The sequence below is a fragment of the Streptomyces sp. KM273126 genome (assembly GCF_004337435.2).
GTDB classification, from domain to species: domain Bacteria; phylum Actinomycetota; class Actinomycetes; order Streptomycetales; family Streptomycetaceae; genus Streptomyces; species Streptomyces acidicola.
Map to the genome: position 1 here is coordinate 4,751,925 of NZ_SJXB02000001.1, position 25,097 is coordinate 4,777,021.

Annotated in this window: 15 protein-coding genes and 1 pseudogene; 7 read left to right on the forward strand and 9 right to left on the reverse strand. The window is 69.1% G+C overall.

What is annotated here, in order from left to right; translation table 11 throughout:
• Positions 1–11 precede the first annotated feature (11 nt).
• The 9 genes and pseudogenes from E0500_RS20335 to E0500_RS20375 all read right to left on the reverse strand — a co-directional run bounded on the left by E0500_RS20335 (position 12) and on the right by E0500_RS20375 (position 16,135).
• Entirely contained in the window at positions 12–1,367 is a 1,356-nt protein-coding gene (locus tag E0500_RS20335; protein WP_131562769.1) for an ABC transporter substrate-binding protein, read from the reverse strand.
• 131 nt (positions 1,368–1,498) lie between these two features.
• Entirely contained in the window at positions 1,499–2,803 is a 1,305-nt protein-coding gene (locus E0500_RS20340) for a sugar ABC transporter permease (protein WP_131562771.1), read from the reverse strand.
• Positions 2,794–3,573 carry an ATP-binding cassette domain-containing protein gene (locus E0500_RS20345; RefSeq protein ID WP_181587256.1) on the reverse strand — a complete coding sequence of 260 codons (780 nt, stop codon included), beginning with the start codon at positions 3,571–3,573 and terminating at the stop codon, positions 2,794–2,796. The genes E0500_RS20340 and E0500_RS20345 overlap by 10 nt, the downstream gene beginning before the upstream one ends.
• Positions 3,476–4,720 (reverse strand): sugar ABC transporter substrate-binding protein, encoded by a 1,245-nt coding sequence (locus E0500_RS20350; protein ID WP_131562772.1) that lies wholly within the window; start codon positions 4,718–4,720, stop codon positions 3,476–3,478. The genes E0500_RS20345 and E0500_RS20350 overlap by 98 nt, the downstream gene beginning before the upstream one ends.
• Positions 4,721–4,722: 2 nt before the next feature.
• A complete protein-coding gene (locus E0500_RS20355) occupies positions 4,723–7,317 on the reverse strand; it encodes a SpoIIE family protein phosphatase (protein WP_131562774.1) in 2,595 nt (864 codons plus the stop codon).
• 238 nt (positions 7,318–7,555) lie between these two features.
• Positions 7,556–9,988, reverse strand: a pseudogene (locus tag E0500_RS20360) (GH92 family glycosyl hydrolase); the annotation flags it as partial.
• A 253-nt stretch (positions 9,989–10,241) separates the two neighbouring features.
• Complete coding sequence (locus E0500_RS20365; protein WP_131562776.1) at positions 10,242–11,315, reverse strand: lytic polysaccharide monooxygenase; 1,074 nt, start codon at positions 11,313–11,315, stop codon at positions 10,242–10,244.
• Between the two features lie 257 nt (positions 11,316–11,572).
• Entirely contained in the window at positions 11,573–12,187 is a 615-nt protein-coding gene (locus tag E0500_RS20370; RefSeq protein WP_131562777.1) for a Uma2 family endonuclease, read from the reverse strand.
• Between the two features lie 150 nt (positions 12,188–12,337).
• Positions 12,338–16,135: a GH92 family glycosyl hydrolase gene (locus tag E0500_RS20375; protein ID WP_131562779.1), complete on the reverse strand. Its 3,798-nt coding sequence runs from the start codon at positions 16,133–16,135 to the stop codon at positions 12,338–12,340.
• A 494-nt stretch (positions 16,136–16,629) separates the two neighbouring features.
• On the opposite strand from E0500_RS20375, the gene ngcE reads away from it, so the two are divergent.
• The 7 genes from ngcE to E0500_RS20410 all read left to right on the forward strand — a co-directional run bounded on the left by ngcE (position 16,630) and on the right by E0500_RS20410 (position 24,955).
• Positions 16,630–18,081 carry an N-acetylglucosamine/diacetylchitobiose ABC transporter substrate-binding protein gene (gene ngcE, locus E0500_RS20380; protein ID WP_131562781.1) on the forward strand — a complete coding sequence of 484 codons (1,452 nt, stop codon included), beginning with the start codon at positions 16,630–16,632 and terminating at the stop codon, positions 18,079–18,081.
• Between the two features lie 82 nt (positions 18,082–18,163).
• Positions 18,164–19,090 carry a carbohydrate ABC transporter permease gene (locus E0500_RS20385; protein WP_131562784.1) on the forward strand — a complete coding sequence of 309 codons (927 nt, stop codon included), beginning with the start codon at positions 18,164–18,166 and terminating at the stop codon, positions 19,088–19,090.
• 4 nt (positions 19,091–19,094) lie between these two features.
• Positions 19,095–20,018: a carbohydrate ABC transporter permease gene (locus E0500_RS20390; RefSeq protein WP_131562786.1), complete on the forward strand. Its 924-nt coding sequence runs from the start codon at positions 19,095–19,097 to the stop codon at positions 20,016–20,018.
• 204 nt (positions 20,019–20,222) lie between these two features.
• Entirely contained in the window at positions 20,223–21,422 is a 1,200-nt protein-coding gene (locus E0500_RS20395) for an ROK family transcriptional regulator (protein WP_131562818.1), read from the forward strand.
• A gap of 133 nt (positions 21,423–21,555) precedes the next feature.
• Positions 21,556–22,650, forward strand: coding sequence for a sugar ABC transporter substrate-binding protein (locus E0500_RS20400; protein ID WP_131562820.1), 1,095 nt, complete (start codon positions 21,556–21,558; stop codon positions 22,648–22,650).
• A gap of 221 nt (positions 22,651–22,871) precedes the next feature.
• Positions 22,872–23,663: an ATP-binding cassette domain-containing protein gene (locus E0500_RS20405; protein WP_131562788.1), complete on the forward strand. Its 792-nt coding sequence runs from the start codon at positions 22,872–22,874 to the stop codon at positions 23,661–23,663.
• Positions 23,660–24,955 carry a sugar ABC transporter permease gene (locus E0500_RS20410; protein ID WP_131562790.1) on the forward strand — a complete coding sequence of 432 codons (1,296 nt, stop codon included), beginning with the start codon at positions 23,660–23,662 and terminating at the stop codon, positions 24,953–24,955. Before E0500_RS20405 ends, E0500_RS20410 begins: the two co-directional genes overlap by 4 nt.
• Positions 24,956–25,097: the final 142 nt, after the last annotated feature.

Sequence of the window (25,097 nt, forward strand, 5' to 3'; positions counted from 1 at the left end):
GACCTGGCCCCTCACTCACCCCGATGCTTCGCCGCCGACGCCTGCGCGAGGTCCTGGGACTTCTGCAGGGCCGTGACCACCGACTGCTGTCCGGCGATGGCGGAGCTGATCTGCTGGGAGACCGCGGTACCGAGAACGGCGAACTCGGGGATGGCCAGGAAACCGATACCGGCGTAGGGACGCGGCCCGACACCCGGGTCCTTCGGATCGGCGGACTGCGTCTCGGCCATGTACTCCTGCCGGTACCAGGCGTGGGCCGCCTTCTGGTACTCGGGGTTGTCGTAGAGCGACTCGCGGCTCCCGGCGGGCGCCGCGGTCCAGCCGAGCTCCCTGCCCACCTCCGCCTGGTACTGCTTGGAGGAGGCCCACGAGATGAACTTCCAGGCGGCGTCCTTGTGCCTGCTCGCCTTCTGGATGCCCCAGGCCCAGGTCCACAGCCAGCCGGACCTCTTGGTCTTGTCGTGCGGCGCCGGGACGTAGCCCACCTTGCCCTTGACCGGTGAACTGTCGGCCTCGATGGACGAGGCCAGCGACGTGGCGTCGTACATCATGGCGCACTTGCCCCGGACGAAGCGGTCGAGGATCTGCAGAACCCCCATCCGCTGGGCGTCGGGCTCACCGTACGTGCGGAGCAGGTGGACGTAGAACTCCACGGCCCGCTTGAAGTCCGGCGACGTGAGCCTGGCGTCCCACCCCATGTCGTACCAGGAGCCGCCGAAGGTGTTGACGACGGTGTTGATCGGGGCGAGGTTCTGGCCCCAGCCGGGCAGCCCGCGCAGACAGATGCCGCTCGCGCCGTCGGTGCCGTCGAGCCTGGCCGCGAGCCGGGCGACCTGCGCCCAGGTCGGGTTCGCCGGCATCGTCAGCCCGTCCATGCGGAAGAAGTCCTTGCGGTACATCAGGAACGACCCCTCGCCGTAGAACGGCTCGGCGTAGAGCTTGCCGTTCTTCCCGGTCAGTGCGGTGATCAGGTTGGGGAAGATGTCGCTCTGGTCGAACTGCTTGTCCGCCTTCGCGTACGAGTCCAGCGGGGTGAGCCAGCCGTTGGCCGAGTAGATCGGCACCTCGTACGCGCTGACGCTCGCCACGTCGTAGTGCCCGGCCTGGGTCGCGAACTCGCGGTTCATCCGCTCCCGCGCCGCGTTCTCCGGCAGCATCGTGTAGTTGACGTTGATGCCGGTCCGCGCGGTGAAGTACCTCTTGGTGAGTTTCTTGAGGTTCTGCATCTGGGGCGCGTCCGTGGTCAGCACGTTGATGCCGCCGTTCGACCCACCGGTCGGCGGGCCCGCGTGGCCGCAGCCGGAGAGGACCAGACCGGCGGCGACCGTGGCGGTCACGGCCACCCGGGCGAGGCGGCTGCGCTTCATGGGACTCCGATGGACGCGAGACTTTCTCCACCGTATGTCAGGAATGCCCGACTCTTCCATTTGGTTGAGATTTCATCGAGAAGCAAGGAGCAAGGAGCAAGGAGTAGCAATCAAGAATTGTGGTGAGCGCGTCAACCGGCTCGTGGTCGACCGCTCAGCCTGTCGGCCCGCCGGGAGAGGGAGTCGGCCGCGACAGCGGCGAGCAGCACCCCTCCAGTGATCATGAACTGGATGGAGTCCTCGATCCCCAGCAGCGTCATGCCCGAGGCGATCGACTGGATGACGAGCACGCCGAGCAGCACGGACCAGGGCGAGCCGCGCCCGCCGAACAGACTGGTGCCGCCGATGACGGCCGCCGCGATGGCGTTGATCAGCAGCATGCCCGAGCCCGCGACACGGGCCGTCGTGGGGCTCGCCGAGGTGAGCCCCGAAGCCACGAACAGGCCCCCGACAGCGGCCAGCGTCCCCGACAGCATGAACATCGAGATCCGTATCCGCTCGACACCGACACCGGCACGTCGCGCCGCCTCGACACCGCCGCCGAGCGCGTACACCCGCCGTCCGTAGCGGGTGCGGCGCAGGATGTAGTCCGAGACGACGAGGACCACCAGGAAGATCAGCAGTGCCAGGGGAAGGCCCTGGAACTGGTTGAGCACGCGGGCGGCGCCGAAGGCGAGCACCGCCAGGACACCGCCGCGCAACCAGATCTCGCCCGGCGGCCGGGACGGCATCCCGGCGGCCCGGTTCCGCTTCCGGTGCCGGAACGCGGCCAGCAGGTACCCGGCCGTGCCGAGCGCCGCCAGACCGTAAGAGACCGCGTGGGCACCGAAGTACCTGCTGGTCAGCGAGGCGACCAGGCCGGACTGGTCGATATTGATGGTGCCGCTCGCGCCGAGCAGGTAGAGCGTCAGGCCGTTCCAGATCAGCAGTCCCGCGAGGGTGACGACGAACGCGGGCACACCGATCCGGGCGAAGAACACCCCGTGGAGGGCGCCCACGGCCGCCCCCGAGACCACCGCCACGATCACGGCGAGCCACTCCGGTATGCCGAGGTTCACGTTCAGCACGGCGAACACGGCCCCCGACAGGCCGCTCACGGAGCCGACCGACAGGTCGATCTCCCCGATCAGCAGCACGAACACGATGCCGACCGCGACCAGACCGGTACCCACGATGTCCACGCTGAGGTTGGACAGGTTGCGCGGTGACAGGAAGCTGCTGTCGAGGCTCTGGAAGACGATCCCGATCACGACCAGACCGAGGACGGCCGAGATCGGGCCGTGGTCACCGTCCCGCACCCGGCCGCGGACGTCGTCGGCGTACCCCTTGAGGCTCTGGTGCCATCCGCGGGTGCGTGGGCCCCGGCCGGGCGTGGCGGTCCCGGCACCGCCGCCGGGCCCGGCGCTCCCGAACGGTTTGCTCCCGCTCACGGCCATGCCTCCTCGGTGCCCGTCGTGCGGTGGGCCACGGCGTTGTCCGCGGCGCCGGTGATGGAGGAGATGATCTGCTCCTGGGATGCGGTGCTGACGTCGAACAGGCCGTTGTTGCGGCCCAGGCGGAGGACGGCGACACGGTCCGCTACGGCCTTGATGTCGCCCATGTTGTGGCTGATCAGGAGGACCGCCATGCCGCGGTCCCGTACCTGCTCGATGAGGTCGAGGAGGTGGCTGGTCTGCTCGACGCCCAGGGCGGCGGTGGGCTCGTCGAGGAGCAGGACCCTCGGTGAGCCCATCAGCGAGCGGGAGATCGCGACGGCCTGCCGTTGTCCCGCGGACAGCGCGGCGACCGGCACCCGCACATCGGGGATACGGATGGACAGGGTGTGCATCAGCTCGCGGGCGCGGCGCTCCATCTCCACCTCGTTGAGGATGCCCACCCGGTCGATCTCCCGGCCGAGGAACAGATTGCCGACGATATCGAGGTTGTCGCACATCGCGAGGTCCTGGTACACGGTCGCGATGCCCAGGGCCTGGGCGTCGTGGGGCCGTTTGATGTGGACGGGCCGGCCCTCCCACTCGATGACACCCCGGTCGGCGGGCCCGACCCCCGAGATGACCTTGATGAGCGTGGACTTGCCGGCACCGTTGTCCCCGGCCAGGGCGACCACCTCACCGGCCCGGAGCTGCAGTTCCACGTCCAGGAGCGCCTGGACGCCGCCGAATCGCTTGGAGATGCCGCGCAACGCCAGCACGGGCGGGTACGCCACCGGGATCACCTCCCATCTCCTTCTTCTTCGGTCCGGTGAGCTTCTTCGGTTCGGTGACCTTCTTCGGTCCGGTGAGCCCGGCCCGGTCGCAGGCGGACCGGAGCTTCGGAGTGCAGATCTCGTGAATCGAGTACACCTTGTCCCTGACGAGGGTCCGCCCGATGGTGCCGGCCGTGACGGGGACCGGAGTGAGCAGCACGGCCGGGACGTCCTGGGTGGTGGGGCTGTCCACCGTCGTCGTGGCGATGGCGTGGACCGACCTGCCGTGCCCCAGGGCCACGGCCATGGAGGCGGCCACGTCGGCCTGCCGCTCGAAGGACTTGTACACGGTCATGGTCTGCTCGCCCTTGACGATCCGCTGCACCGCGTCGAGGTCGGCGTCCTGGCCGGTGACGGGGAGCAGCGGTGAGACACGGGCGCTCTTGAGCGCCGAGATGACACCGGAGGCGATGGCGTCGTTGGCCGCCAGGACTCCGTCGATGCGGTGCGCGCCCAGGTCGCTGATCGCGGCGGCCATGTTGTCGTGGGCGTTCTCCGCCCGCCACTCCAGGTTGGCGTACTCCTTGCGGATCGTCACCTTGTCGCCGAGGACGGACCGGGCACCCTTTCTGTACCAGGCCGTGTTGGGGCTGATCGGGTCGCCGTTCATCATGACGATCCGCCGGCCCTTCGCCCTGTCTCCCATGGCCTCCAGGAGTGCCTTGCCCTGGAGCCTGCCGACCTGGGTGCCGTCGAAGCTGACGAAGCCCGATATCGGGCCCTCGGCGAGCCGGTCGTAGGCGACGACCGGGATGTGCGCCCGGTCTGCCGCCTGGACCGAGGAACGCATCGCCTTGACGTCGACCGCGTCCAGGATGATGACCCGTGCCCCTCTGGTGATCAGGGAGTTCATCTGGTCGCGCTGGTTCATCGCGTCGTCCGCGGCGTTGGCGTACGCCACCTTGCAGTGGGGGCACAGCTCCTTCACCCGCTTCTCGATCAGGGGTCTGTCGAAGCGTTCCCAGCGGGGGACCGCGCTGCTCGGCAGCAGCAGGCCGACGGTGAAGCCGTCTTCGCCCTCTCCCTCGGTCTCTCCGCAACCGGCCATGGACACGGCCATGAGCCCCGTGACGAGGGCGGCGAGGGCGTTGCGCGTGCGGGTCCTCATCTTCAGACCCCCTCGATTCCCTTTCTGGCCCCCTGGGTTTCCTTTCCGGCCCCCTCGGTTCCGTCCGGGTCCGCCCCCTCGCGTCCGGGTCCGGCGTCGTGCTGCGCGGGCCCGTCGTCCACGGGCCCCGGTGCGGGCGGGGCCACGACCAACTCGCTCCACACCTGCTTGCCGCCGCCGACCGGCACGGAGCCCCAGGACGCCGACACCGCCTCGACCAGGAACAGGCCCCGGCCGCCGGTCGACTCCCAGTCCACGATCACCGGCTTGGCGGGGGCGCGCGGTGAGGAGTCGGTCACGGTGACCCGTATCCGGTCCCCGGCGTGGGTGAGGTCGAGCCGGACGGCGCCCTGGGTGTGGACCAGCGCGTTGGTGACCAGTTCCGAGACGACCAGCAGTACCGTGTCGGCCTCCTCGCGGACCTTCCACGTGCGAAGGGTACGCGCGGTGAAGCGGCGGGCGTGCATGACGGCGTCGGGCAGCCGCCACACCACCCATCCTGACCGAACGGGCCGCACCTTCATCCCGTCGTAGCGCAGCAGCAGCAACGCCACGTCGTCCTCACGGCGACCGTCCTCGCCGAGCAGTGCGTCGGCCATCCGCCCGGGATCCGAGGGGTCGGCGGCGGCGAGCGCCTCAGCCGTGCGCCGCATGCCCTCGTCCAGGTGCAGGGCGGCCGACTCGACCAGGCCGTCGGTGACCAGCGCGAGAACGGCGCCGGGAGACAGCGCGACGGCGGTCAGGGGAAACTCGGCGTCCGCGACGATGCCCAGCGGGAGTCCGCCCTCGACGGCCACCTCCTCGGTGCTGCCGTCCGGGTGCCGCAGCAGCGGGGACAGGTGCCCGGCCCGGACGAACAGCGCGTTGCCCTCCTCCATGTCCAGCTCGACATAGCAGCAGGTGGCGAACAGGTCGGTCTCCATGCCGACGAGTAGACGGTTCGCGTGCGAGACGACCACGTCGGGCGGGTGGCCCTCCACGGCGTAGGCCCTGACCGCAGTGCGCATCTGGCCCATGATCGTCGCGGCCCCGGCGCTGTGGCCCTGCACGTCGCCGATGACCAGGGCCACCCGGCCCTCGGAGAGCGCGATGACGTCGTACCAGTCACCGCCCACCTGCAGCCCGCGCTGGGCGGGGAGGTAGCGGGCCACGGCCGTCCCACCGGGCAGCTCGGGGAGGCGGCGCGGCAGCAGACTGCGCTGCAGCATCGTGGCGAGCTCCTGCTCGGCGTCGTACACGCGTGCCCGCTTGAGGGCCTGCCCCACCAGCCCCGCCGTCGCGGTGAGCAGGGACCGCTCCTCCGGGCCGAACTCATGTGGCTCGTCCCAGCCGACCAGGCACACCCCGGCGACCCCGCTCTTGGCCCGGAGCGGCAGGACGGCCAGCCCGCCGGGGCCGATGCCCATGAGCCCGGGTTCGATGACGGCCCCCGCGGACCACAGTCTCATCCGGCCGTCCCGCAGCACCGCCCGCAGCGTGGACAGCGCGCCGACCGGCGCGTCGGGCCACTCCGAGTGCCACTCGGAACGCCACAGCTCGGGCCAGGCACCGTCCCCCGGCGGATCGAGCACGGTGACCGCCAGCCGGTCGTCCACCAGCTCGGCGAGGGCCACCCGGTCGGCACCCAGCGGCTCGCGCAGGGCGGCGACCATCACCCCGCTGACGTCCCGGACCGTCGTGGCGTCGTCGAGCGCGGCGGTCAGCCACTGCACCCTGGCGACGTCACTGGCGCTCTGGCGCAGCACGGGAGCCGCGGTCACGAGACCCACCACCCGGTCCGGCCCGTCGTCCACACCCCTCAGCACCCGGCAGACCAGGCGCAGCCAGCACAGCTCACCACTGGGCCGACGGATACGGAACTCCAGTTCCCTCAGGCCGCCGACCTGCGAGGACGGCTCCAGCACCGACATCAGCGAGGGAAGGTCCTCCGGCACGGTGTACGTCAGGAGGGCGTCGGTCTCGCCGTCGAAGTCGTCCTCGGAGATGCCGACCAGTTCGCGCAGGGTCGCGTCGGACTCGACCACGCCGGTGCTCAGCACCAGGACGAACGAACCGACGCGCATGCTCCGCAGGGCGGGATCGAGCGGTGGTTCGGGCGCGGCCGTGTCGGCCTCGCCCCGGAGCCGGCGGGAGATCGCCACGGCGTACTGCTCCAGGAAGTCCCGCTGCTCGGCTCCGAAGCCGTCCACGGAGTCGCCCACGACGACGAGACAGCCCAGCCATCCGCCGGCCGCCCCGAGCGGCAGCACCGCGAGAGGACCGTCCGTGGGACGGGAGGCGAACGGCGCGGAACTCAGCCACAGCTGCCGGCCGACGCGGAAGGCGTCGGCCACGGGTGAGTCGCCGGAGACCGGAATGCGCTCCGGCAGTCCGTCCCGGCCGGTGCCGGTGCCGGTTCCGGCCGACTCGACGAGCCGGAGGTTTCGGCCCCCTTCATTCGGCACGTAGACAGCCATCAGCGCGGCCCCGGTGAACGCCAGGACCCGCTCTCTCGCAGTGGGCTCAGACGCCGGGCGTGGCAAACCGACGTCCTGTGCCCCGGCCCCGAGTGCCCGCAGACCCGACACTGCGGCCCGGGCACCGCCGTAATGGGGCATTGTCCGTACCTACCTCCCGTCCGTGCCGCAGGTGCCGGCAGGTAGGGGTTCCCCTGAACTCAGGCGGCGACGGCGTGGGCGCACGACCCGACGAGACCGGACCGCGCCGCCCGTGAGCGGCAGGGCACCCACACATCAGAATCGCATACCTGGACGAACACGCCATATGTCCTGCCGTCGCGGGGCTCCGGCGGGCGCGGGCGCCCCGGGCCGGGACCGCAGGTGCGGCGGGTCAGCGGCCGACCCGGTGGGGCCGCTCGCCCTCGCGGAAGGAGGGCGGGGCGTCGGCGGGGTCGCTGCCCCAGGTGCGGTTCGGGGCGGCGTCCAGGGTGTAGTCCAGCCGCCCGCCGTCACGGACGAACGACGACGGCAGCCAGGGGCGATCGGCCGGACGGCCGTCGACCTTCAGCGAGTGGACGTACGGGGCGCCGGCCGACGCCCCCGTCGCGCGGATCTCGATGTCGTTGCCGTGCGGTCGCTCGATGTGCACGTAGGGGAACAGCGGGGAGGACAGGACCAGTTCGGCGCGTGACGGTACCTGGGGATACATGCCGAGCGCCGAGAAGACGTACCAGGACGACATCGTGCCCAGGTCGTCGTTGCCGGGGATGCCGCCCGGCCGGGTGGACCACAGCTCGCGCATCGCCGCGCGGACCGTCTCCTGCGTCTTGTACGGGGCGCCCGCGTACGCGTAGAGGTAGGGGACGTTGATCGTCGGCTCGTTGTCCAGTTCGGACTTCTCGCCGCCGCTGTCCGTGAGCGCCCAGCTGCCGTCGTCCTTGTGGAAGAAGTTGTCCAGGCGGGCGACCGCCTTGTCCCGGCCGCCCATGGCCGCGAACAGGCCGGCCGGGTTGTGCTGCACCATCCAGGTGTACTGGGCCGCCGTGCCCTCCACGAAGCCGTTGCGGGTGGCGGGGGTGAAGCCCGTGACCCAGCTGCCGTCCGCCTTGCGGTTGGCGATGTAGCCGCCGGCCGGAGTGGCCGCGCTGTTGAAGTTGTTCCGCCACCACTGGGAGCGGTCGGCGAAGACGGCTGCCGTGGTGCTCTCTCCTGCCGCCCGTGCCAGCTGGGAGAGCGCGAAGTCGGCGCCCGACATCTCCAGTGTCTCGGCGGCACCGCCCCAGGCGTTCGACACCGACGGCATGTAGTGCTTCGCCAGGTACTTGTCCAGCGAGGGGCGCTGCCCCGCCGAGAGGACCGGCCTGCCCGCCGGTGAGAGGTCCCGTTCGGTGGGCACCGTGGCCGCCCGCACCAGCGAGTCCAGCGCGCCCCGCAGGTCGAAGTCCGTGCCGCCGAAGGCCCGGATGCCCGCGAGGGCGATGGGGGACGGGTCGCCGTTCATGACGTGGGTGCCCGCCGCGCCGTGCAGCCAGCGGTCCCACACGCCCCCGTTCTGGCGGGCGAGTTCGAGGAGCGACTGGGCGACGTCGGAGCCGGTGCGCGGGTCGAGGAGGGTCAGCAGCTGGACCTGGGAGCGGTAGACGTCCCAGCCGGAGAACGTGCCGTACTGCGCACCGCGTCCCCTGGCGACCTCATGCACGCGGTCGTCGCTGCCCCGGTACCTTCCGTCGGTGTCACTGATGACGTTCGGGTGGAGCAGGGAGTGGTACAGCGCCGTGTAGAAGGTCGTACGGTCCGCTTCCGTGCCGCCGCCGACCCGGATCGCGCCCAGGCGGTCCCGCCAGGCGCGGCGCGCGGCCTCCCGTACGGTGTCGAAGGACCGGCCGCGCGGGTTCTCGGCCCTGAGGTTCGCCTCGGCGCCGGCCTTGCTGACGTAGGAGATGCCGACCTTGACGTTCACGGGTCCGGAACCCGGCTCGAACTCCACATAACCGCCCGCGCCCTTGCCGGCCACGGGACGGCCGCCCTCCCAGAACCCGCCGGTGCCACCGCCCGCCGACGTGGACCCGGGGGTCAGGGTGGCGTCCTGCCAGGTGCCGACCGCCTTGAAGGCGCGGTCGAAGCGTGCCGTGAAGTGCAGCGTGTAGTAGGCGCGCCGGCCTTCCGGGGAGAGGTAGCCGCAGAAGTTGCCGGAGGTGACCGAGCCGGAGACCGTGCGGGTCGCCGGATCGATCCGTACGTCCGACATGGTCGATCCCACTTCCGAGTTGGCCGTACGGATCAGCATCGTGGCGGGCCTGTCGGCGGGGTAGGTGAAGCGGCCGGAGCCCGTGCGGGCGGTCGCCGTGAGGTCGGCGGTCACTCCGGACGCCAGCTTCACCTTGTAGTGGCCGGGCTCGGCCGTCTCGTCGGCGTGCGCGAAGTCGGACGCGTACACCGCGTCCTTGGTGTCGCCGGCCGGGGAGGAGGTGACCTCGCCCGCGAACGGGAAGAACGGGATGTCGCCGCTGCCGCCCGCGCAGCCAGTGCCGGACATGTGGGTGAGGCTGAAGCCCCGGATGCGGGTGGTGTCGTACCGGTAGCCGCCGGGCGCGGCCGTGCGGGTGGCGTCTCCGCGGGTGTTCTCCGGGCTCCAGGAGAGCATGCCGTACGGGACGACGGCGCCCGGGAAGACGTTGCCGCCGTTCATGGTGCCGATGAGGGGATCGACGTACACGGTGGGGTCCCGGACCGGTTCCGGGGAGGCGTTCTCCCGGTCCGTCAGAGCCGGGGTGGTGCTCCCCAGTGTCAGGGCTGCGGCCAGCAGCAGGAACGTGAGACGGAAACGCATGACGCGGCCCCTCCTCCTTCGGACGGGTCGCGCACCACAGATGGCACACACCGCGGGGACAGTGACGTGCGCCACCGGTACCACGGAAGAGGCCGTACGGTGCCGGAGGCGCGCGTACGGTCTCACCCTTCCGGAGCAGACCGGCCCGGCGCGCGGACCGGATGAGCGGGCACGGCCGCCCACCCGGTCCGCCCCGAGCCGCTCGGCTCACGCGGCTCACGCGACCGGCTCGCGTACCGGCCGCGGTGGCCGCTCAGCCCACCCGGCAGGCCAGGCTCGTGGCCGCATCACCTCCCGAGCCGTCCACCACGTACCCGAACGTCGTGCTCTCGCCGGGATCCAGCGACCCGTTCCAGTCGACGTTGTGGACCATCACGTTCTGCCCGCTGTAGGTGGCGTTGCCGCTCCACAGGCTTCTGACCGACTGCCCGCCCGGCAGCGTCCAGTCGACCATCCAGCCCAGCATCGGCACGTCACCGGTGTTCTCGACGGTCACCTCGGACTGGTAGCCGCCGTTCCAGGTGCCCGTCGTGCGGCGGGTCGCCGAGCACTGGCCCGGTACGGGGTCGGTGGGGTTGCCCGGCTCCTTGATGCCGGTCACCTCGCCGTTGCCGCCGTCGAAGACGACGTCCGAGCAGGAGTAGAAGGTCTCCTGGCTGTCGGAGCGCTGCCAGACCACGTAGACGATGTGGCGGCCCGACTTGTTGTCCGGGAGCTTGCCCCGCCAGGAGTAGTTGGCCTCGACCGTGCCCGGGCTGCCGTTCAGCGGCGGGTGGTCGACGGTCAGGAACGGCTGCTCCTCCATGTCGTTCCAGGTGAGCGTCTTCGTCGGGTCGAAGCCGTCCTTGGTGATGTAGACGTAGAACCAACCGGGGTGCGCCGCCCATGCGTTGTACGAGAAGTCGACGGTCGCGCCCGAGGTGAGGTGGGTCAGGGGCCAGTCCTTGCTGGGCGTGTTGAACCCGGTGAAGTTGGGGTTGCCGCCGCTGCACAGTTCGCCGTCGGGGACGAAGCCGCGGGTGCGACCGGCGCCGTCCGAGCGGAGCACGGAGAACCAGTTGTAGAACGGCGTGGTGCCGCTGACCTGCTGGGCCGCCTTGCAGGCCGGGTTGACCGGTTTGATCTCACCGGTGTCGGTCAGCCCGTCCTGCCAGCACAGGAAGGTGCGGCTGCCCGGTTTCATAGGGGTGCCGTGGGCCTCCGCCTTGCCGCTGCCGGCCGTCATGACCAGGCCGAGCGCCGGGATCGTGGTGACGAGGGCGAGCAGGACCAGGAGGAGGGCTCTGTGGCGTTTGGGGAGCAACGATCGCAGGGTTATCGCGTGCATGACAAACGCTCCTTCGGTGTACAGCCATGAGGAACGTGCGTGTGTGCGTCGGGTGCGCGCAGGGGTGCCGGGTGCGTGCGGTGCCCCTGCGTGCGGGAGGTGGGAGCGCTCCATGGGATGGGTTCCGGTCCACCGCATATGGGAGCGCTCCCACCGCACCTGCTTCGGACGCTAGCGCCGAGCGCTCCGCTTGTAAACGCCTGACGCACGAGGGCCGCACCCGAGCGGGTGCGGCCCTTGGCGACTGAGGTGCGGGGTCAGAATCCGACGAGCCCGACGACGTCGATCTCGACGGGGAACGGCATCTCGGTGATCAGCTTGCCGTGATGGACCGCGTGCAGCGGAGCGGGGAGGTATGAGCGGGTGTCGGCGTTGAGCCAGTACTCGTGGATCGCTAGCTGCCGGTCCCGGTCGAGTTCGACGCGCCAGTAGCAGGGGACCTTGGCCGCGGCGAAGAGTGCGGGCTTGCATACCCGGTCGCGCTGACGGGAGCCGGGGGAGACGACCTCGATGACTAGGGCGACCCCTTCCGCAGGGACGCACTCGGCCTCGAAGAAGTTCAGTTTCCGAGGGTCGTAGACGATCACATCGGGTTTGGGAGGGTTCCTGTCGTCCACCATCACGCACTGCCCGGTCAGAACCCGGTAGCGCTCGACGCGTGCCGCCTTGAGGGCGTCGGCGATGCCGTCCCGCACCTCGTTGTGCCAGACGTTGGTCTGCCCACGCGCCACGATCACTCCGTCCACAAGTTCCCAGTCGAAGGGCAGCTCCAAGTGCTTGACCTGGTCGAATGTCCAGCCGTCTCCCGGCGGGAACATCCAGGTGTCCTCGGTGGCCGGTGCCGGCTCGGGCGTGGTCGTCGCTGCTCCCATGGGCGCCAGTGTGCACGCCGTGGTGCGTCGTGCTCCCGGGTACGAAGGTGTCGCCACGCGAAGTGACGAGACCACGGCACGCCATTGACAGCGCAAGGCGGGCGCGGAGACAGCTCCGCGCCCGCCTCTCCCTCAATGGGGGAACACGGTTCAGGCCAGCAACTCCACCTCCGCCAGCGTCGACTCGCCGGAGAGAACCAGGCGGTACTGGGTGTACGCACCCGGTGACGTGACCGAGAAGGCGCGTGTCTGCCTGTCCCATGCGAAGGACTCGCCGGACCGCTTGTCGAGGGTCTTCCAGGTGGTGCCGTCAGCCGACCCCTGGAGCACCCATGCGGTCGGTGCCTTCGAGCGGTCCGTGGACGACGTCAGCGTGTACTGAACGGCCTTGGTGCGCTCGTCGACCGGCAGGTCCAGGGACGTGACGCTCGCGTCCGTCGCCGAGGTGTTGTCGAACAGGGCTCCCTCGCCCTTCGTCACGTCCGAGCGCGGTGAAGGCACCGCGTCGTCCCGCGTGATCGAGACGGGCGCCGCGTTCTCGCCCGTGCCCCACGAGGACGGCTTGGGGCCCATGTCGAACTCCAGGGTGCCGCCCTTCGCGATCAGTTCGTGGGGGAGCGACGTCGTCTTCCATGCCTTGCCGTTGACCTTCAGGCCCTGGACGTAGACGTTCTTCGCGCTGTTCTTCGGGGCCTTGACCACCAGGTCCCTGCCGTTCTCCAGGTGGACCGTCGCCTTGGTGAACAGCGGGGAGCCGATGGCGTACTCGCCGCTGCCCATGACCAGCGGGTAGAAGCCGAGCGCGGAGAAGAGGTACCAGGCCGACTGCTCGCCGTTGTCCTCGTCGCCGTGGTAGCCCTGGCCGATCTCGCTGCCGGTGTACAGGCGGGAGAGGACCTCGCGGACGTTCTTCTGCGTCTTCCAGGGCTGGCCCGCCGCGTCGTACATGTAGAGCGCGTGGTGGGCCACCTGGTTGGAGTGCCCGTACATGCCCATCCGGACGTCCCGCGCCTCCGTCATCTCGTGGATGACCCCGGAGTAGGAGCCCTTGAACTCGGGGGAGGCCGTCTCCGGAGTGGCCAAGTACTCGTCCAGCTTCTCGGCCAGTCCCTTCCGGCCGCCGTACAGGTTGGCCAGGCCCCGGCTGTCCTGGGGAGCGGTGAAGGCGTAGCCCCAGCCGTTGGTCTCCGTGTAGTCGTAGCCCCACACGCGCGGGTCGTACTTGGAGGACTCGACCCGCCAGTCACCCTTGGCGTTCCGGCCCTGGAAGAAGCCCGCCTTGTCGTCGTACAGGTTCACGTAGTCCTGCGCACGGTTGAGGAAGTACGCGGACTCCTCCTTGTAGCGCTTCTCGCCCGTCTTCTTGTACAGGGCCTCGCCCATCCGCGCGATGCCGTAGTCGTTGAGGTAGCCCTCCAGCGCCCACGACAGGCCCTCGTGGGTCTCGGTGCTCGTGTAGCCGAGGAAGGGGGACGTGGTCATCCCCTTGCGGCCCACGCCCGAGGACGGGGGGACGACCGTCGCGTTCTTCACTGCCGCGTCGTAGGCCGCCTTCGCGTCGAAGCCGACCCCCTTCACATACGCGTCCGCGAACGCCACGTCCGACGAGGTGCCCGTCATCAGGTCCGCATAGCCGGGGGAGGACCAGCGCGAGGTCCAGCCGCCGTCCTTGTATTGCTGCACGAAGCCGTCGACCATCTCGCCCGCCTGAGAGGGCGTGAGGAACGAGTACGCCGGCCAGGTCGTGCGGTACGTGTCCCAGAAACCGTTGTTGACGTACACCTTGCCGTCCACGATCTTCGCGCCCGTGTGGGTCGGCGTGTCCGGGCCGGGCATGGGCGAGAACGGGGACGCGTACTTGTACTTACCGTCCACCTTCTCGTAGCCCGAGTTGGGGTACAGGTACAGCCGGTAGAGGCTGGAGTACAGCGTCGTCAGCTGGTCCGGCGTGGCGCCCTCCACCTCGACCTTGCCGAGGATCCTGTCCCACTGGCGCTGTGCCCGCGTCTTCACGGTCTCGAAGGACGTGCCGTCCGGGATCTCCTGGCGCAGGTTGTCCTTCGCCTGGTCGACGCTGATGAGCGAGGTGGCGAGGCGCAGGGTGACCGTGCGGTCGGCGCCCGGGGCGAAGCGGAGGTAGCCCTTGACTCCGGACGAGGTCCCCTCCGTCACCGGTGCGTCGAAGACTCCGTACACGAAGAGGCGGGTCGCGCCCGTCGACAGTCCGGACTTCACGTCCGAGTAGCCGGTGACGATCCCGTTCTCCTTGTCGAGGGTCAGGCCGGCCTCGTCGGTGACGTTGTCGAAGAGCACGCTCGCGTCGTCGCCGGGGTAGGTGAAGCGCAGCGCCGCCGCGTGGTCGGTGGGCGCCATCTCGGCCTTGAGGCCGTTCTCGAAGCGGACGCCGTAGTAGTACGGCCGCGCCGTCTCGTTCTCGTGCCGGAAGGCCAGCGCCCGGGCCGCCCGGCCGGTGTCCGGGGTGCCCGACGCGGCCGACGGCATCACCTGGAAGGTCTGCCGGTCACCCATCCAGGGGCTCGGCTCGTGGCTCGCGCTGAACGCCTGGACGGTGGGCAGGTTGTCCGCGTTGTTCGATCGTGCGTAGTCGTACAGCCAGCTCAGGGAGCCCGCGTTGGTGACCGGCGTCCAGAAGTTGAAGCCATGGGGCACGGCCGTCGCGGGGAAGGTGTTGCCGCGGGAGAAGCCGCCGCTGGAGTTCGTGCCGCGGGTCGTCACCGCGTAGTCCGACAGGTGGGCCTTCGGCTTCTCGGGGGCGGCGGCGCGCAGGGCCACGTCGTCGAGCCAGCCGCGGAACTTCGCCGTGCCCTTCGGCGAGTCGTACGCCACCAGGATCCGGTCCACCGTCTTGCCGGCCGCGACCGAGCCGATCGACGAGCGGACGTTGTTCCACTGGTTGACGTACAGCACCTTGGACTCGCCCTGCCCGCGTGGTGTGAGCGCGAAGCCGTGCTGGTCGGTGGCGTTCAGCTCGCTCAGGTGGGTGCCGTCCGTGAAGGCGAGGTCCACGGACACGTTCGTTGCGTCGTAGTCGCGGTCGCCGTCCGCCATGGACGGGAAGATCCGGTACGCCAGCTCGGTGTTCCGGCCGACGGCCACGTTCACGTCGAAGACCTTGTTGTACGAGTACGCCCGGCCGTTCACCGTGTGCCGGCCCGCGTACCGCAGCGCCCGCTTGCCGGTGAAGCCCGCGCCCGCCTTGGCGGTGGGGGAGCCGCTGGGGCCGCGGTCGACCAGCGAGAGCATGTCCTGGGGGACGGGATCGCCGGTGCCGCCCGTCGAGAACTGGACATCGGCCAGCTGGGTGGCGTCGGAGGCGCCGTTGTTGCTGGTGATCTCCAGCCGGAAGTGCCGGTACTCGGCCGGGGTGCCGTCGACGTCGTACGACTTCGTCTGGAACCGCTCCGAGAAGGACTCGCCCGACCGGGTGTCGAGGGTCTTCCAGTCCTCGCCGTCCGTCGAGCCCTTCAGCGTCCAGTCCTTCGGGTCCCGTTCGGCGTGGTCGTTGGCCGCCGTCAGCGCGTACGTCACGACCTTCACCGGGGCGTCGAGGTCGAACTCCACCCAGCCGGTGGGTGCGAAGGTCAGCCACTTGGTGCTCGGTTCGCTGTCGACGAGGTTCTCCTTCACCTCGCCCGCGCCCGCGTACTCACCGCTCGCCCGGACCTCCGTGACATGGTCGGTCACATTGCCCGGGATGCCGCTGCTGTAGCCGCCGTCGACGCCGGACGCCCTCTTGGTGCCGTCCGGTGCGGTGTCGACGGTATTGAGCCAGTCCGGTGACGGATCATCTGATTCGAACGACGAGTGGAACTCCCGGTCCGCGGCCGCCGCCGTGACCGGCAGTGCCACGGCCACCCCTTGCGAGGCCGCCACGAGAGCGAAGGCGGCGGCGCCGAGCACCGCCGTGGATCCCCATCTGTGCCGCATGCGCGCGCACCCTCCCTGCGCCTGATCGGAACCGATCAGAAATGGACAACGTTGTCAACTTCGCTGCGCAAGCCACTAGTAGGGGTTCAGGTGGTGGGTGATGTCAAGGGTGTCGGGCGTGCCAACCGGGCTTTCTGTGGCTGGTTTCGTGCCGCAGAAGTCACGCCGAACCGGGGCGAAGCAGTGTGGATCTTCGCTTGGGAAGCTCACAGCCGTGTCATATTTCCGCGAGGTCTCAACTCGGAAAAGACCACAGGCCAAACTTGCGTTCGATCTTGCTCCGCTGACGGGAAGTGGACTATACCTGTCGGCGTCCGCCTAGGCGTGGACAGGCACGACCCGGGGGGAATTACGGGTGGCAGCGGACGTGTCACACGCGCCGACTGCCGTCCCGCCCCTGTTGAATCCTCACGCACGACCCCAGCACGAACCGACCGCGGTGCCGGGAGGATCCGGTTCACCGCCTGAGTCCTGGAGAAGGCGAGGACTTGAGCATGGGATCCACTACCGACGGGAGCAACGGCCCCGAGGGTGTCGGCCGCCGTGATCTGATCAAGCGCTCCGCTGCGCTGGGCCTGATCTCCGTCCCCACGATGGGCTTCCTGTCCGCGTGTGCCAGCAGCGGTGGCGGCGACGAGGAGAAGGCCGCTGCGGGCGAGAAGACCGCGAAGAACCCGCTCGGCGTCAACGACGCCACGCAGATGGAGTTCGTCCTGTTCGACGGCGGCTTCGGCAAGGAGTACGGCCAGGACGCCGTGAAGCTCTATGAGAAGAGCTTCCCCAAGGCGAAGGTCAAGTTCTCCGCCACCCAGAAGATCCAGTCCACGCTGCAGCCGCGGTTCAACCAGGGCACCCCGCCCGACCTCATCGACAACTCCGGCGCCGAGCAGATGGACATGGGCGTCCTCGTCGGCAAGAAGCAGCTCGCCGACCTCACCCCGCTGCTGGACGCCCCGTCATATGACGACCCGGACAAGAAGGTCCGCGACACCCTGCGCCCCGGCATCGTGGAGATGGGCCAGTTCGACGGCGACCCGGTCTGGATCATGTACTACGCCTACACGGTGTACGGCGTCTGGTACTCGCAGAAGGCCCTGGACTCGCTCGACGAGCAGTACCCCGAGACCTGGGACCAGATGCTCGCGGTCTGCGAGAAGGCCAAGAAGAAGGGGATGGCGGGCTGGACGTACGCGGGCAAGTACCCGTACTACCTCCCCTTCTCGCTCTACCCGATGATCGCCAAGGTCGGCGGGCGAGAGGTCCTCGACGCCATCGACAACCTGGAGCCGAACGCCTGGAAGCACCCGGCGGTCAAGGCCTCCTTCGAGGCCTACTACGAGCTCTTCAAGAAGGGCTACGTCCTCAAGGGCACCCCGGGCCTGGACCACATCCAGTCGCAGACCGCCTGGGCCCAGGGCAAGGCCCTGTTCCTCCCGAACGGCTCCTGGGTGGAGAACGAGTCGGCGAACGTCATCCCGAAGGACTTCGGCCTGGCCGTCAACGCGCCCACCGGCCTCGACTCCTCCGACAAGATGCCGTTCGGCACCATCTGGGCCTCCGGCGCCGAGCCCTTCGTCATCCCGGCCAAGGCGAAGAACCCGGCCGGCGGCATGGAGCAGCTGCGCATCATGCTCAGTGAGGCCTCGTCAAGGAACTTCACCGACAAGGTGAAGTCGCTGAGCGCGTACAACGGCGGTACCACCGGTATCACCCTCACCCCCGGCCTGGAGTCGGGGCAGGCGGCCCTGGAGAAGGCCGGGGACAACGTGGTGAACCCGCGCATCCAGGACTGGTATGTGAAGCTTCAGAAGGAGCAGATCGGTGTGTCCGGTCTCGGCGAGATGATGGCCGGCCGCATGACCCCGGCCGAGGCCATCAAGAAGATCCAGGGCTTCGCCGACGCGGCCGCCAAGGACACGTCGATCAAGCACTACAAGCACCAGTGAGGATCCGTCACCAGGGTGTGCCCGGCGTACGTGCGCCGGGCACACCCCGACGGCTTCCGCGCGCAGATCGGGGTCGGTGGTAATGCAGCACGGCAAGTACCGGTTCATCGTGGGGTTCCTCGCGGTACCCCTGGGGTTGTACGCGCTCTTCGTCGTCTGGCCGTTCATCCAGTCCATCTACTACTCGTTCACGGACTGGACCGGTCTGAGTCCCGAGTTCAAGATGGTCGGTTTCGACAACTACTCCAGGATGCTCGACGACGACATCTTCTGGAAGTCGTTGCAGCACAGCCTGCTGTTCGCGCTGCTGCTGCCGGTGGTGACGATCGGTCTGGCGCTGTTCTTCGCCTTCATGATCAATGTCGGTGGACGGCGGAGAAAGGGCGGACCCGTGGTCTCCGGGGTCCGCGGCTCCTCGTTCTACAAGATCGTCTACTTCTTCCCGCAGGTGCTCTCGATCGCGATCGTCGCCCTGCTGTTCCAGTTCGCGTACAACCCGGACAGCGGAGCGATCAACTCCCTGCTGCGCGGGATCGGGCTGGACAGTGTCCAGCCGCTGTGGCTGGGTGACCCGAACCTGGCGCTGTGGTGCGTGATGGCGGTGCTCGTGTGGTCCACGGTCGGCTTCTTCGTGGTGCTCTTCTCGGCCGGTATGGCCTCCATCCCCGCCGACCTGTACGAGGCCGCGCTGCTGGACGGGGCCAACCGCATCACCACGTTCTTCCGGATCACCCTGCCGCTGCTGTGGGACACCGTGCAGTCCGGCTGGGTCTACATGGGCATCCTCGCCCTCGGCGCCGAGTCGTTCGCGGTCGTGGGAATCATGACGACCGGGCCCGGCGGTCCCGACTACTCGACCACCGTCATGGTCCTCTACGTGTACCAGAAGGCGTTCCGTGACGGTCAGGCCGCCTACGCCACCACCATCGGCGTCGCCCTGCTCGTCGTCACGCTGGCCTTCGCCGCCGTCGTGATGCGGCTGGGCCGGCGCGAGCGGCTGGAGTACTGATCAGATGAAGACGACCGAGACCCCCGCCCCCGTACCCGCCGAGTCGGGTGCCCCCGTCGTCAAGACGGACGCCCCGGCCGGAGCGCCCCCGAAGGAGAAGAAGGAGGGCGCCGTCCTCAACGTCTTCTCCCACGGGATGCTCGTCCTCTGGGCGTTCATGGTCGTCATGCCGCTGCTGTGGGCGGTGATGACGTCCTTCAAGGACGACCGATCGATCTTCAGCTCGCCCTGGTCGCTGCCGGACAAGCTGCACTTCGAGAACTGGTCGCGGGCCTGGACCCAGGCCAACATGAGCGACTACTTCCTCAACACCGTTCTGGTGGTGGGCGGTTCGCTCATCGGCACCCTGGTGCTCGGCTCGATGGCGGCCTATGTGCTGGCCCGCTTCGACTTCCCGGGCAACCGCTTCATCTACTACCTGTTCATCGGCGGCATGAGCTTCCCGATCATGCTGGCGCTGGTCCCGCTGTTCTACGTGGTGAACAACATGGGCCTGCTGAACACCATCCACGGGCTGATCCTCGTCTACATCGCCTACTCGCTGCCCTTCACGGTGTTCTTCCTGACCGCGTTCTTCCGCACCCTGCCGAGCTCGGTGGCGGAGGCGGCGTTCGTGGACGGGGCCTCGCACTCCCGTACGTTCTTCCAGATCATGCTGCCGATGGCCAAGCCCGGCCTGATCAGCGTCGGCATCTTCAACTTCCTGGGGCAGTGGAACCAGTACATGCTGCCGACGGTGCTCAACACCGACCAGGACAAGCACGTCCTCACCCAGGGCCTGGTGCAGCTGGCCGTCAGCCAGGGCTACAAGGGCGACTGGTCCGGCCTCTTCGCCGGGCTGGTGATGGCGATGCTGCCGGTGCTCGCCGCGTACATCGTCTTCCAGAGGCAGGTGGTGCAGGGGCTCACGGCGGGTGCGCTGAAGTAGGAGAGCCGCGGCGCCCGGCGGCCCGGCGCGTTCACCGATGTCACGCCGCTCCCGGTCTTCCGGGGGCGGCGTCCCATGCATGTGCAACGACCCGGATCTGGTTCAACCTCTTGACGGAACATGCCCCGAACAGCTCGACTTAGAGTTCAATTGTTGGACATGGACGGGGCCCCGCTGAAGCGGTCCCGCGCGCAGGAGGTCGTCGTGGAGACTCCGGGGTCGCAGTCGTCGCTGCACCGAGCCAATCTGGAGCGGGTCGTACGCGCCGTGCGGCTGGCCGGATCCCTCACACAGGCGGAGATCGCGCGGACGACGGGCCTGTCGGCGGCGACCGTCTCCAACATCGTGCGGGAGCTCAAGGACGGCGGAACGGTCGAGGTCACGCCGACCTCGGCGGGCGGCCGGCGGGCCCGGGCCGTCTCCTTGAGCGGTGACGCCGGCATTGTCATAGGCGTGGACTTCGGGCACACGCATCTGCGCGTCGCCGTCGGAAACCTCGCCCACCAGGTGCTGGCCGAGGAGTCCGAGCCGCTCGACGTGGACGCCTCCGCGGCGCAGGGCCTCGACCGCGCCGAGCAGCTGGTGAACCGGCTGATCGAGGCCACCGGAGTGGACCGCGGCAAGATCGCGGGCGTCGGCGTCGGCGTGCCCGGCCCGATCGACGTGGAGTCCGGCACCCTCGGCTCCACCGCCATCCTGCCCGGCTGGACCGGGACCCGGCCCGCCGAGGAGCTGCGGGCGCGCCTCGGCGTGCCCGTGCACGTGGACAACGACGCCAACCTGGGCGCCCTCGGGGAGCTGGTCTGGGGGAGCGGCCGCGGGGTCAAGGACCTCGCGTACATCAAGGTCGCGAGCGGTGTCGGTGCCGGACTGGTGATCGCGGGGAAGATCTACCGCGGCCCGGGCGGCACGGCGGGGGAGATCGGGCACATCACGCTGGACGAGTCCGGCCCCGTCTGCCGCTGCGGCAACCGGGGCTGTCTGGAGACCTTCGCGGCCGCGCGCTACGTACTGCCGCTCCTGAACTCCAGCCACGGCACCGACCTGACCATGGAGGGCATGGTCAGGCTGGCGCGGGACGGAGATCCGGGGTGCCGTCGGGTGATCGCCGACGTCGGCCGCCACATCGGCAGCGGAGTCGCCAGCCTCTGCAATCTGCTGAACCCGAGCCGGGTGGTCCTCGGCGGCGACCTCGCCGAGGCCGGGGAGCTGGTGCTCGCGCCCATCAGGGAGTCCGTCGGCCGGTACGCGATCCCCAGCGCGGCACGGCAGCTCTCGGTGCTGCCGGGGGCCCTCGGCGGTCGTGCGGAGGTCCTCGGAGCCCTCGCGCTGGCCCTCAGCGAGATGGGGGATTCAACCCTTTTGGACGGCGCACTGACTGCCGCGACCCCTGTCTTCACTTAGAGGACGGATGACACCGTTGCCAACCCGTTAAGGATTTACTTCTTGACGTCGTACGCGTGGCCGAGTTGACTTCCAGCCACCTCGGCCGCAGCGTCGCGGCCTCGTCAGGGAGGTTTCTGAAGTGAACACGCGTATGCGTAGTGCCGCCCTCGCAGTCGCAGCTGGTGCGATGGCCGTCTCGCTTGCCGCCTGTGGCAGCGCCAAGGAGTCGGGCGGCGACAACGAGTCCGCGGGCGCGGCGAAGGGGGACGACATCAAGGTCGGCCTGCTTCTGCCGGAGAACAAGACCGCCCGGTACGAGAAGTTCGACAAGCCCCTGATCGAGAAGAAGATCAAGGAGCTCACGAACGGCAAGGCCGACGTCCTGTACAGCAATGCGCGGCAGGACGCCAACCTCCAGGCCCAGCAGGTCGACACGATGATCACCAGCAAGGTGGACGTCCTCATCGTGGACGCCGTGGACGCCAAGGCCATTCAGAACTCCGTCCAGAAGGCCAAGGAGGCCGACATCCCGGTCGTCGCCTACGACCGCCTGGCCGAGGGCCCGATCAGCGCCTACACCTCGTTCGACAACGTCACCGTCGGCAAGACCCAGGGCGAGGCCCTGCTCGAGGCCCTGGGCGACAAGGCCAAGGACGGCGACATCGTCATGATGAACGGGTCGGCCACCGACCCCAACGCCGCCCAGTTCAAGGAGGGCGCGCTCTCCGTCCTCAAGGGCAAGGTCAACATCGGCCGCGAGTTCGACACCAAGGAATGGTCGCCGGACAACGCCAACGCCAACATGGAGTCGTCGATCTCCGCGCTCGGCAAGGACAAGATCGTCGGCGTCTACTCCGCCAACGACGGCATGGCGGGCGGCATCATCACCGCCCTCAAGGCCGCGGGCCTGGACGTCCCCGTCACCGGCCAGGACGCGGAACTCTCGGCCGTGCAGCGCATCCTCACCGGCGAGCAGTTCATGAGCGTCTACAAGTCCTACCCGCAGGAGGCGGACGTGGCGGCCGAGATGGCCGTGGCGCTCGCCAAGGGCGAGAAGCTGGACTCCATCGCCAAGGACAAGGTCTCCAGCGGCAGCGCCAAGGACGTTCCCTCGGTCCTGGTCCCGGTGGTCTCGCTGACCAAGGAGAACATCAACGACACCGTCATCAAGGACGGTATCTACACGGCCGCCGAGATCTGCACGGCCAAGTACAAGTCGGCCTGCGACGAGGCCGGCGTCAAGTAGTCAGCCGCACGTCCCTGTCCCCGTACGCGCGTTCATCCTGAACTCCCGTACGGGGACAGGGACCGGCTCGTGCGGAGCGGCCCCATGACCGGGCCCGCTCCGCCCCAGGCTCCGCCGGCGCCCCGCGCATCAGACAGCCCCGCAAGCTCGCGCGGGGCGCCGGACGGAACACCCCCCCAACTCTTCTGTGCAACCTTCCGCCGGGTCAGGCGGCGAAGGAGATGGTTCACGTGTCCGCTACGCCCGTGCTGGCGTTGCGCGGGGTCTCCAAGCGGTTCGGTGCCGTTCAGGCGCTCACCGACGTAGAGCTTGAGGTCCACGCCGGTGAGGTGGTCGCCCTGGTCGGCGACAACGGCGCCGGAAAGTCCACGCTGGTCAAGACGATCGCCGGCGTGCACCCCATCGATGAGGGCGTCATCGAGTGGGACGGCAGGCCCGTCCAGATCAACAAACCGCACGATGCCCAGGACCTGGGCATCGCGACCGTCTACCAGGACCTCGCGCTGTGCGACAACATCGACGTCGTCGGCAACCTGTACCTGGGCCGCGAGCTCAGGAAGTGGGGCGTCCTCGACGAGGTCGAGATGGAGCGGCGTTCCCAGGAACTGCTGCGGACGCTGTCGATCCGCATCCCCAGTGTGCGCATCCCGATCGCCTCGCTCTCCGGCGGACAGCGCCAGACCGTGGCCATCGCCCGCTCCATGCTCGGCGAGCCCAAGCTGGTCATCCTCGACGAGCCCACCGCGGCCCTCGGCGTCGAGCAGACCGCCCAGGTCCTCGACCTGGTCGAGCGGCTGCGCGAACGCGGCCACGCCGTCATCCTCATCAGCCACAACATGGCCGACGTGAAAGCCGTCGCCGACAAGGTGGCGGTGCTGCGCCTCGGCCGCAACAACGGTGTCTTCGAGGTCAGGACGACCTCACAGGAAGAGATCATCTCCGCCATCACGGGCGCCACCGACAACGCCGTGACCCGCCGTGCGGCGCGCACGAACGGGGAGGTTTCCCAGTGAGCTTCGACAAGACCTCCACGACCGCGCAGGACGGGCCCGTCGTCGAGAACCCCGAGGCCGCCGCGGCCGCGGTGACCGCGGTCGACCCCCGGCTCCTCATCCGCGAGCGCGGACTCACCGGCTACATCGGTGAGTTCAGGCGGAAGATGAAGGCCGGTGAGCTGGGCTCCATCCCGGTCGTCATCGGTCTGATTGTCATCTGCGTCGTCTTCCAGAGCCTGAACTCGGCGTTCCTCTCCGCGGAGAACCTGAGCAACATCACCATCACGATGGTCGGCACCGGCATGATCTCCGTCGGCATCGTCTTCGTGCTGCTGCTCGGTGAGATCGACCTGTCGGTGGGCTCGGTCAGTGGCGCGTCCAGCGCCATCGCGGCCGTGCTCGCGGTCAACCAGGGCTGGCCCGAGTGGGCCGCGGTGCTGTTCGCCATCGCCGCGGGTGCCGCCATCGGCGCGGCGCACGGCTTCTTCTTCGCGGTGCTCGGCGCCCCCGCGTTCGCCGTCACCCTGGCCGGTCTGCTCTTCTGGCTGGGCTTCATGCTCCAGACCCTGGGCGAGAACGGCACCATCAACCTCGACAGCGACGGCCTGATCGGCAAGCTGACCACGTACTACTTCACGGACATCGCGGCCGCCTACGGTCTCGCCGCCGTGGTGGTCGGCGTGTTCTTCCTCACCTCGTTCCTGTCCAACCGCCGGCGTGAGGCGGTCGGCATCCCGTCGAGGCCGCTCAGCGACACGGTCCTGCGCACGGTGCTGCTCGCCGTGGTCTCCTTCGCCGCGGCCGCCATGTACAACCAGTACAAGGGGCTGCCGCTCGCCACGGTGATCTTCCTGGTGTTCCTGGTGGCCACCGACTTCCTGCTGCGCCGAACCGCGTACGGCCGTAAGGTCTTCGCGCTCGGCGGCAGCGTGGAGGCGTCCCGGCGTGCGGGTATCAATGTGACGGCGGTGCGGATCTCCGTGTTCGCCATCTCCGGTGGGTTCGCGGCGATGGGCGGCCTCTTCCTGGCCTCCAAGATCGCTTCGGCGAACCAGAGCGCGGGTACCGGGGATCTGCTGATGAACGCGATCGCCGCGGCCGTGATCGGTGGTACGTCACTGTTCGGCGGGCGCGGGCGTACGTGGAACGCGCTGCTGGGTGTGATGGTGATTGTGTCGATTCAGTACGGTTTGCAGCTGGAGTCGATTGCTGAGCCGGTGAAGTACATGATCACTGCGGGGGTTCTGCTGACGACGGTGGTTATTGACTCCGTCACACGGCGGACGCAGAAGACCGCGGGGCGCGCGTAGCGGTTTTCAGGGGGAGCGCCGCGGGGGCTGGTGCGATGGGCCGGCTGCGGGTCTCGTGGTGGCTGGTCGCGCAGTTCCCCGCGCCCCTTAGGCCGCTGCGCGGCCATCCCGGCCGGGGACGTTTCGCAGCGGGACGGCTGCG

Coding starts and splice junctions, on each gene's coding strand:
- E0500_RS20405 (WP_131562788.1), top strand. CDS start 22,872: ATGGTTCACGTGTCCGCTACGCCCGTGCTGGCGTTGCGCGGGGTCTCC.
- E0500_RS20350 (WP_131562772.1), bottom strand. CDS start 4,720: ATGAGGACCCGCACGCGCAACGCCCTCGCCGCCCTCGTCACGGGGCTC.
- E0500_RS20375 (WP_131562779.1), bottom strand. CDS start 16,135: ATGCGGCACAGATGGGGATCCACGGCGGTGCTCGGCGCCGCCGCCTTC.
- E0500_RS20385 (WP_131562784.1), top strand. CDS start 18,164: ATGCAGCACGGCAAGTACCGGTTCATCGTGGGGTTCCTCGCGGTACCC.
- E0500_RS20400 (WP_131562820.1), top strand. CDS start 21,556: ATGCGTAGTGCCGCCCTCGCAGTCGCAGCTGGTGCGATGGCCGTCTCG.
- E0500_RS20355 (WP_131562774.1), bottom strand. CDS start 7,317: ATGCCCCATTACGGCGGTGCCCGGGCCGCAGTGTCGGGTCTGCGGGCA.
- E0500_RS20335 (WP_131562769.1), bottom strand. CDS start 1,367: ATGAAGCGCAGCCGCCTCGCCCGGGTGGCCGTGACCGCCACGGTCGCC.
- ngcE (WP_131562781.1), top strand. CDS start 16,630: ATGGGATCCACTACCGACGGGAGCAACGGCCCCGAGGGTGTCGGCCGC.
- E0500_RS20370 (WP_131562777.1), bottom strand. CDS start 12,187: ATGGGAGCAGCGACGACCACGCCCGAGCCGGCACCGGCCACCGAGGAC.
- E0500_RS20390 (WP_131562786.1), top strand. CDS start 19,095: ATGAAGACGACCGAGACCCCCGCCCCCGTACCCGCCGAGTCGGGTGCC.
- E0500_RS20365 (WP_131562776.1), bottom strand. CDS start 11,315: ATGCACGCGATAACCCTGCGATCGTTGCTCCCCAAACGCCACAGAGCC.
- E0500_RS20340 (WP_131562771.1), bottom strand. CDS start 2,803: ATGGCCGTGAGCGGGAGCAAACCGTTCGGGAGCGCCGGGCCCGGCGGC.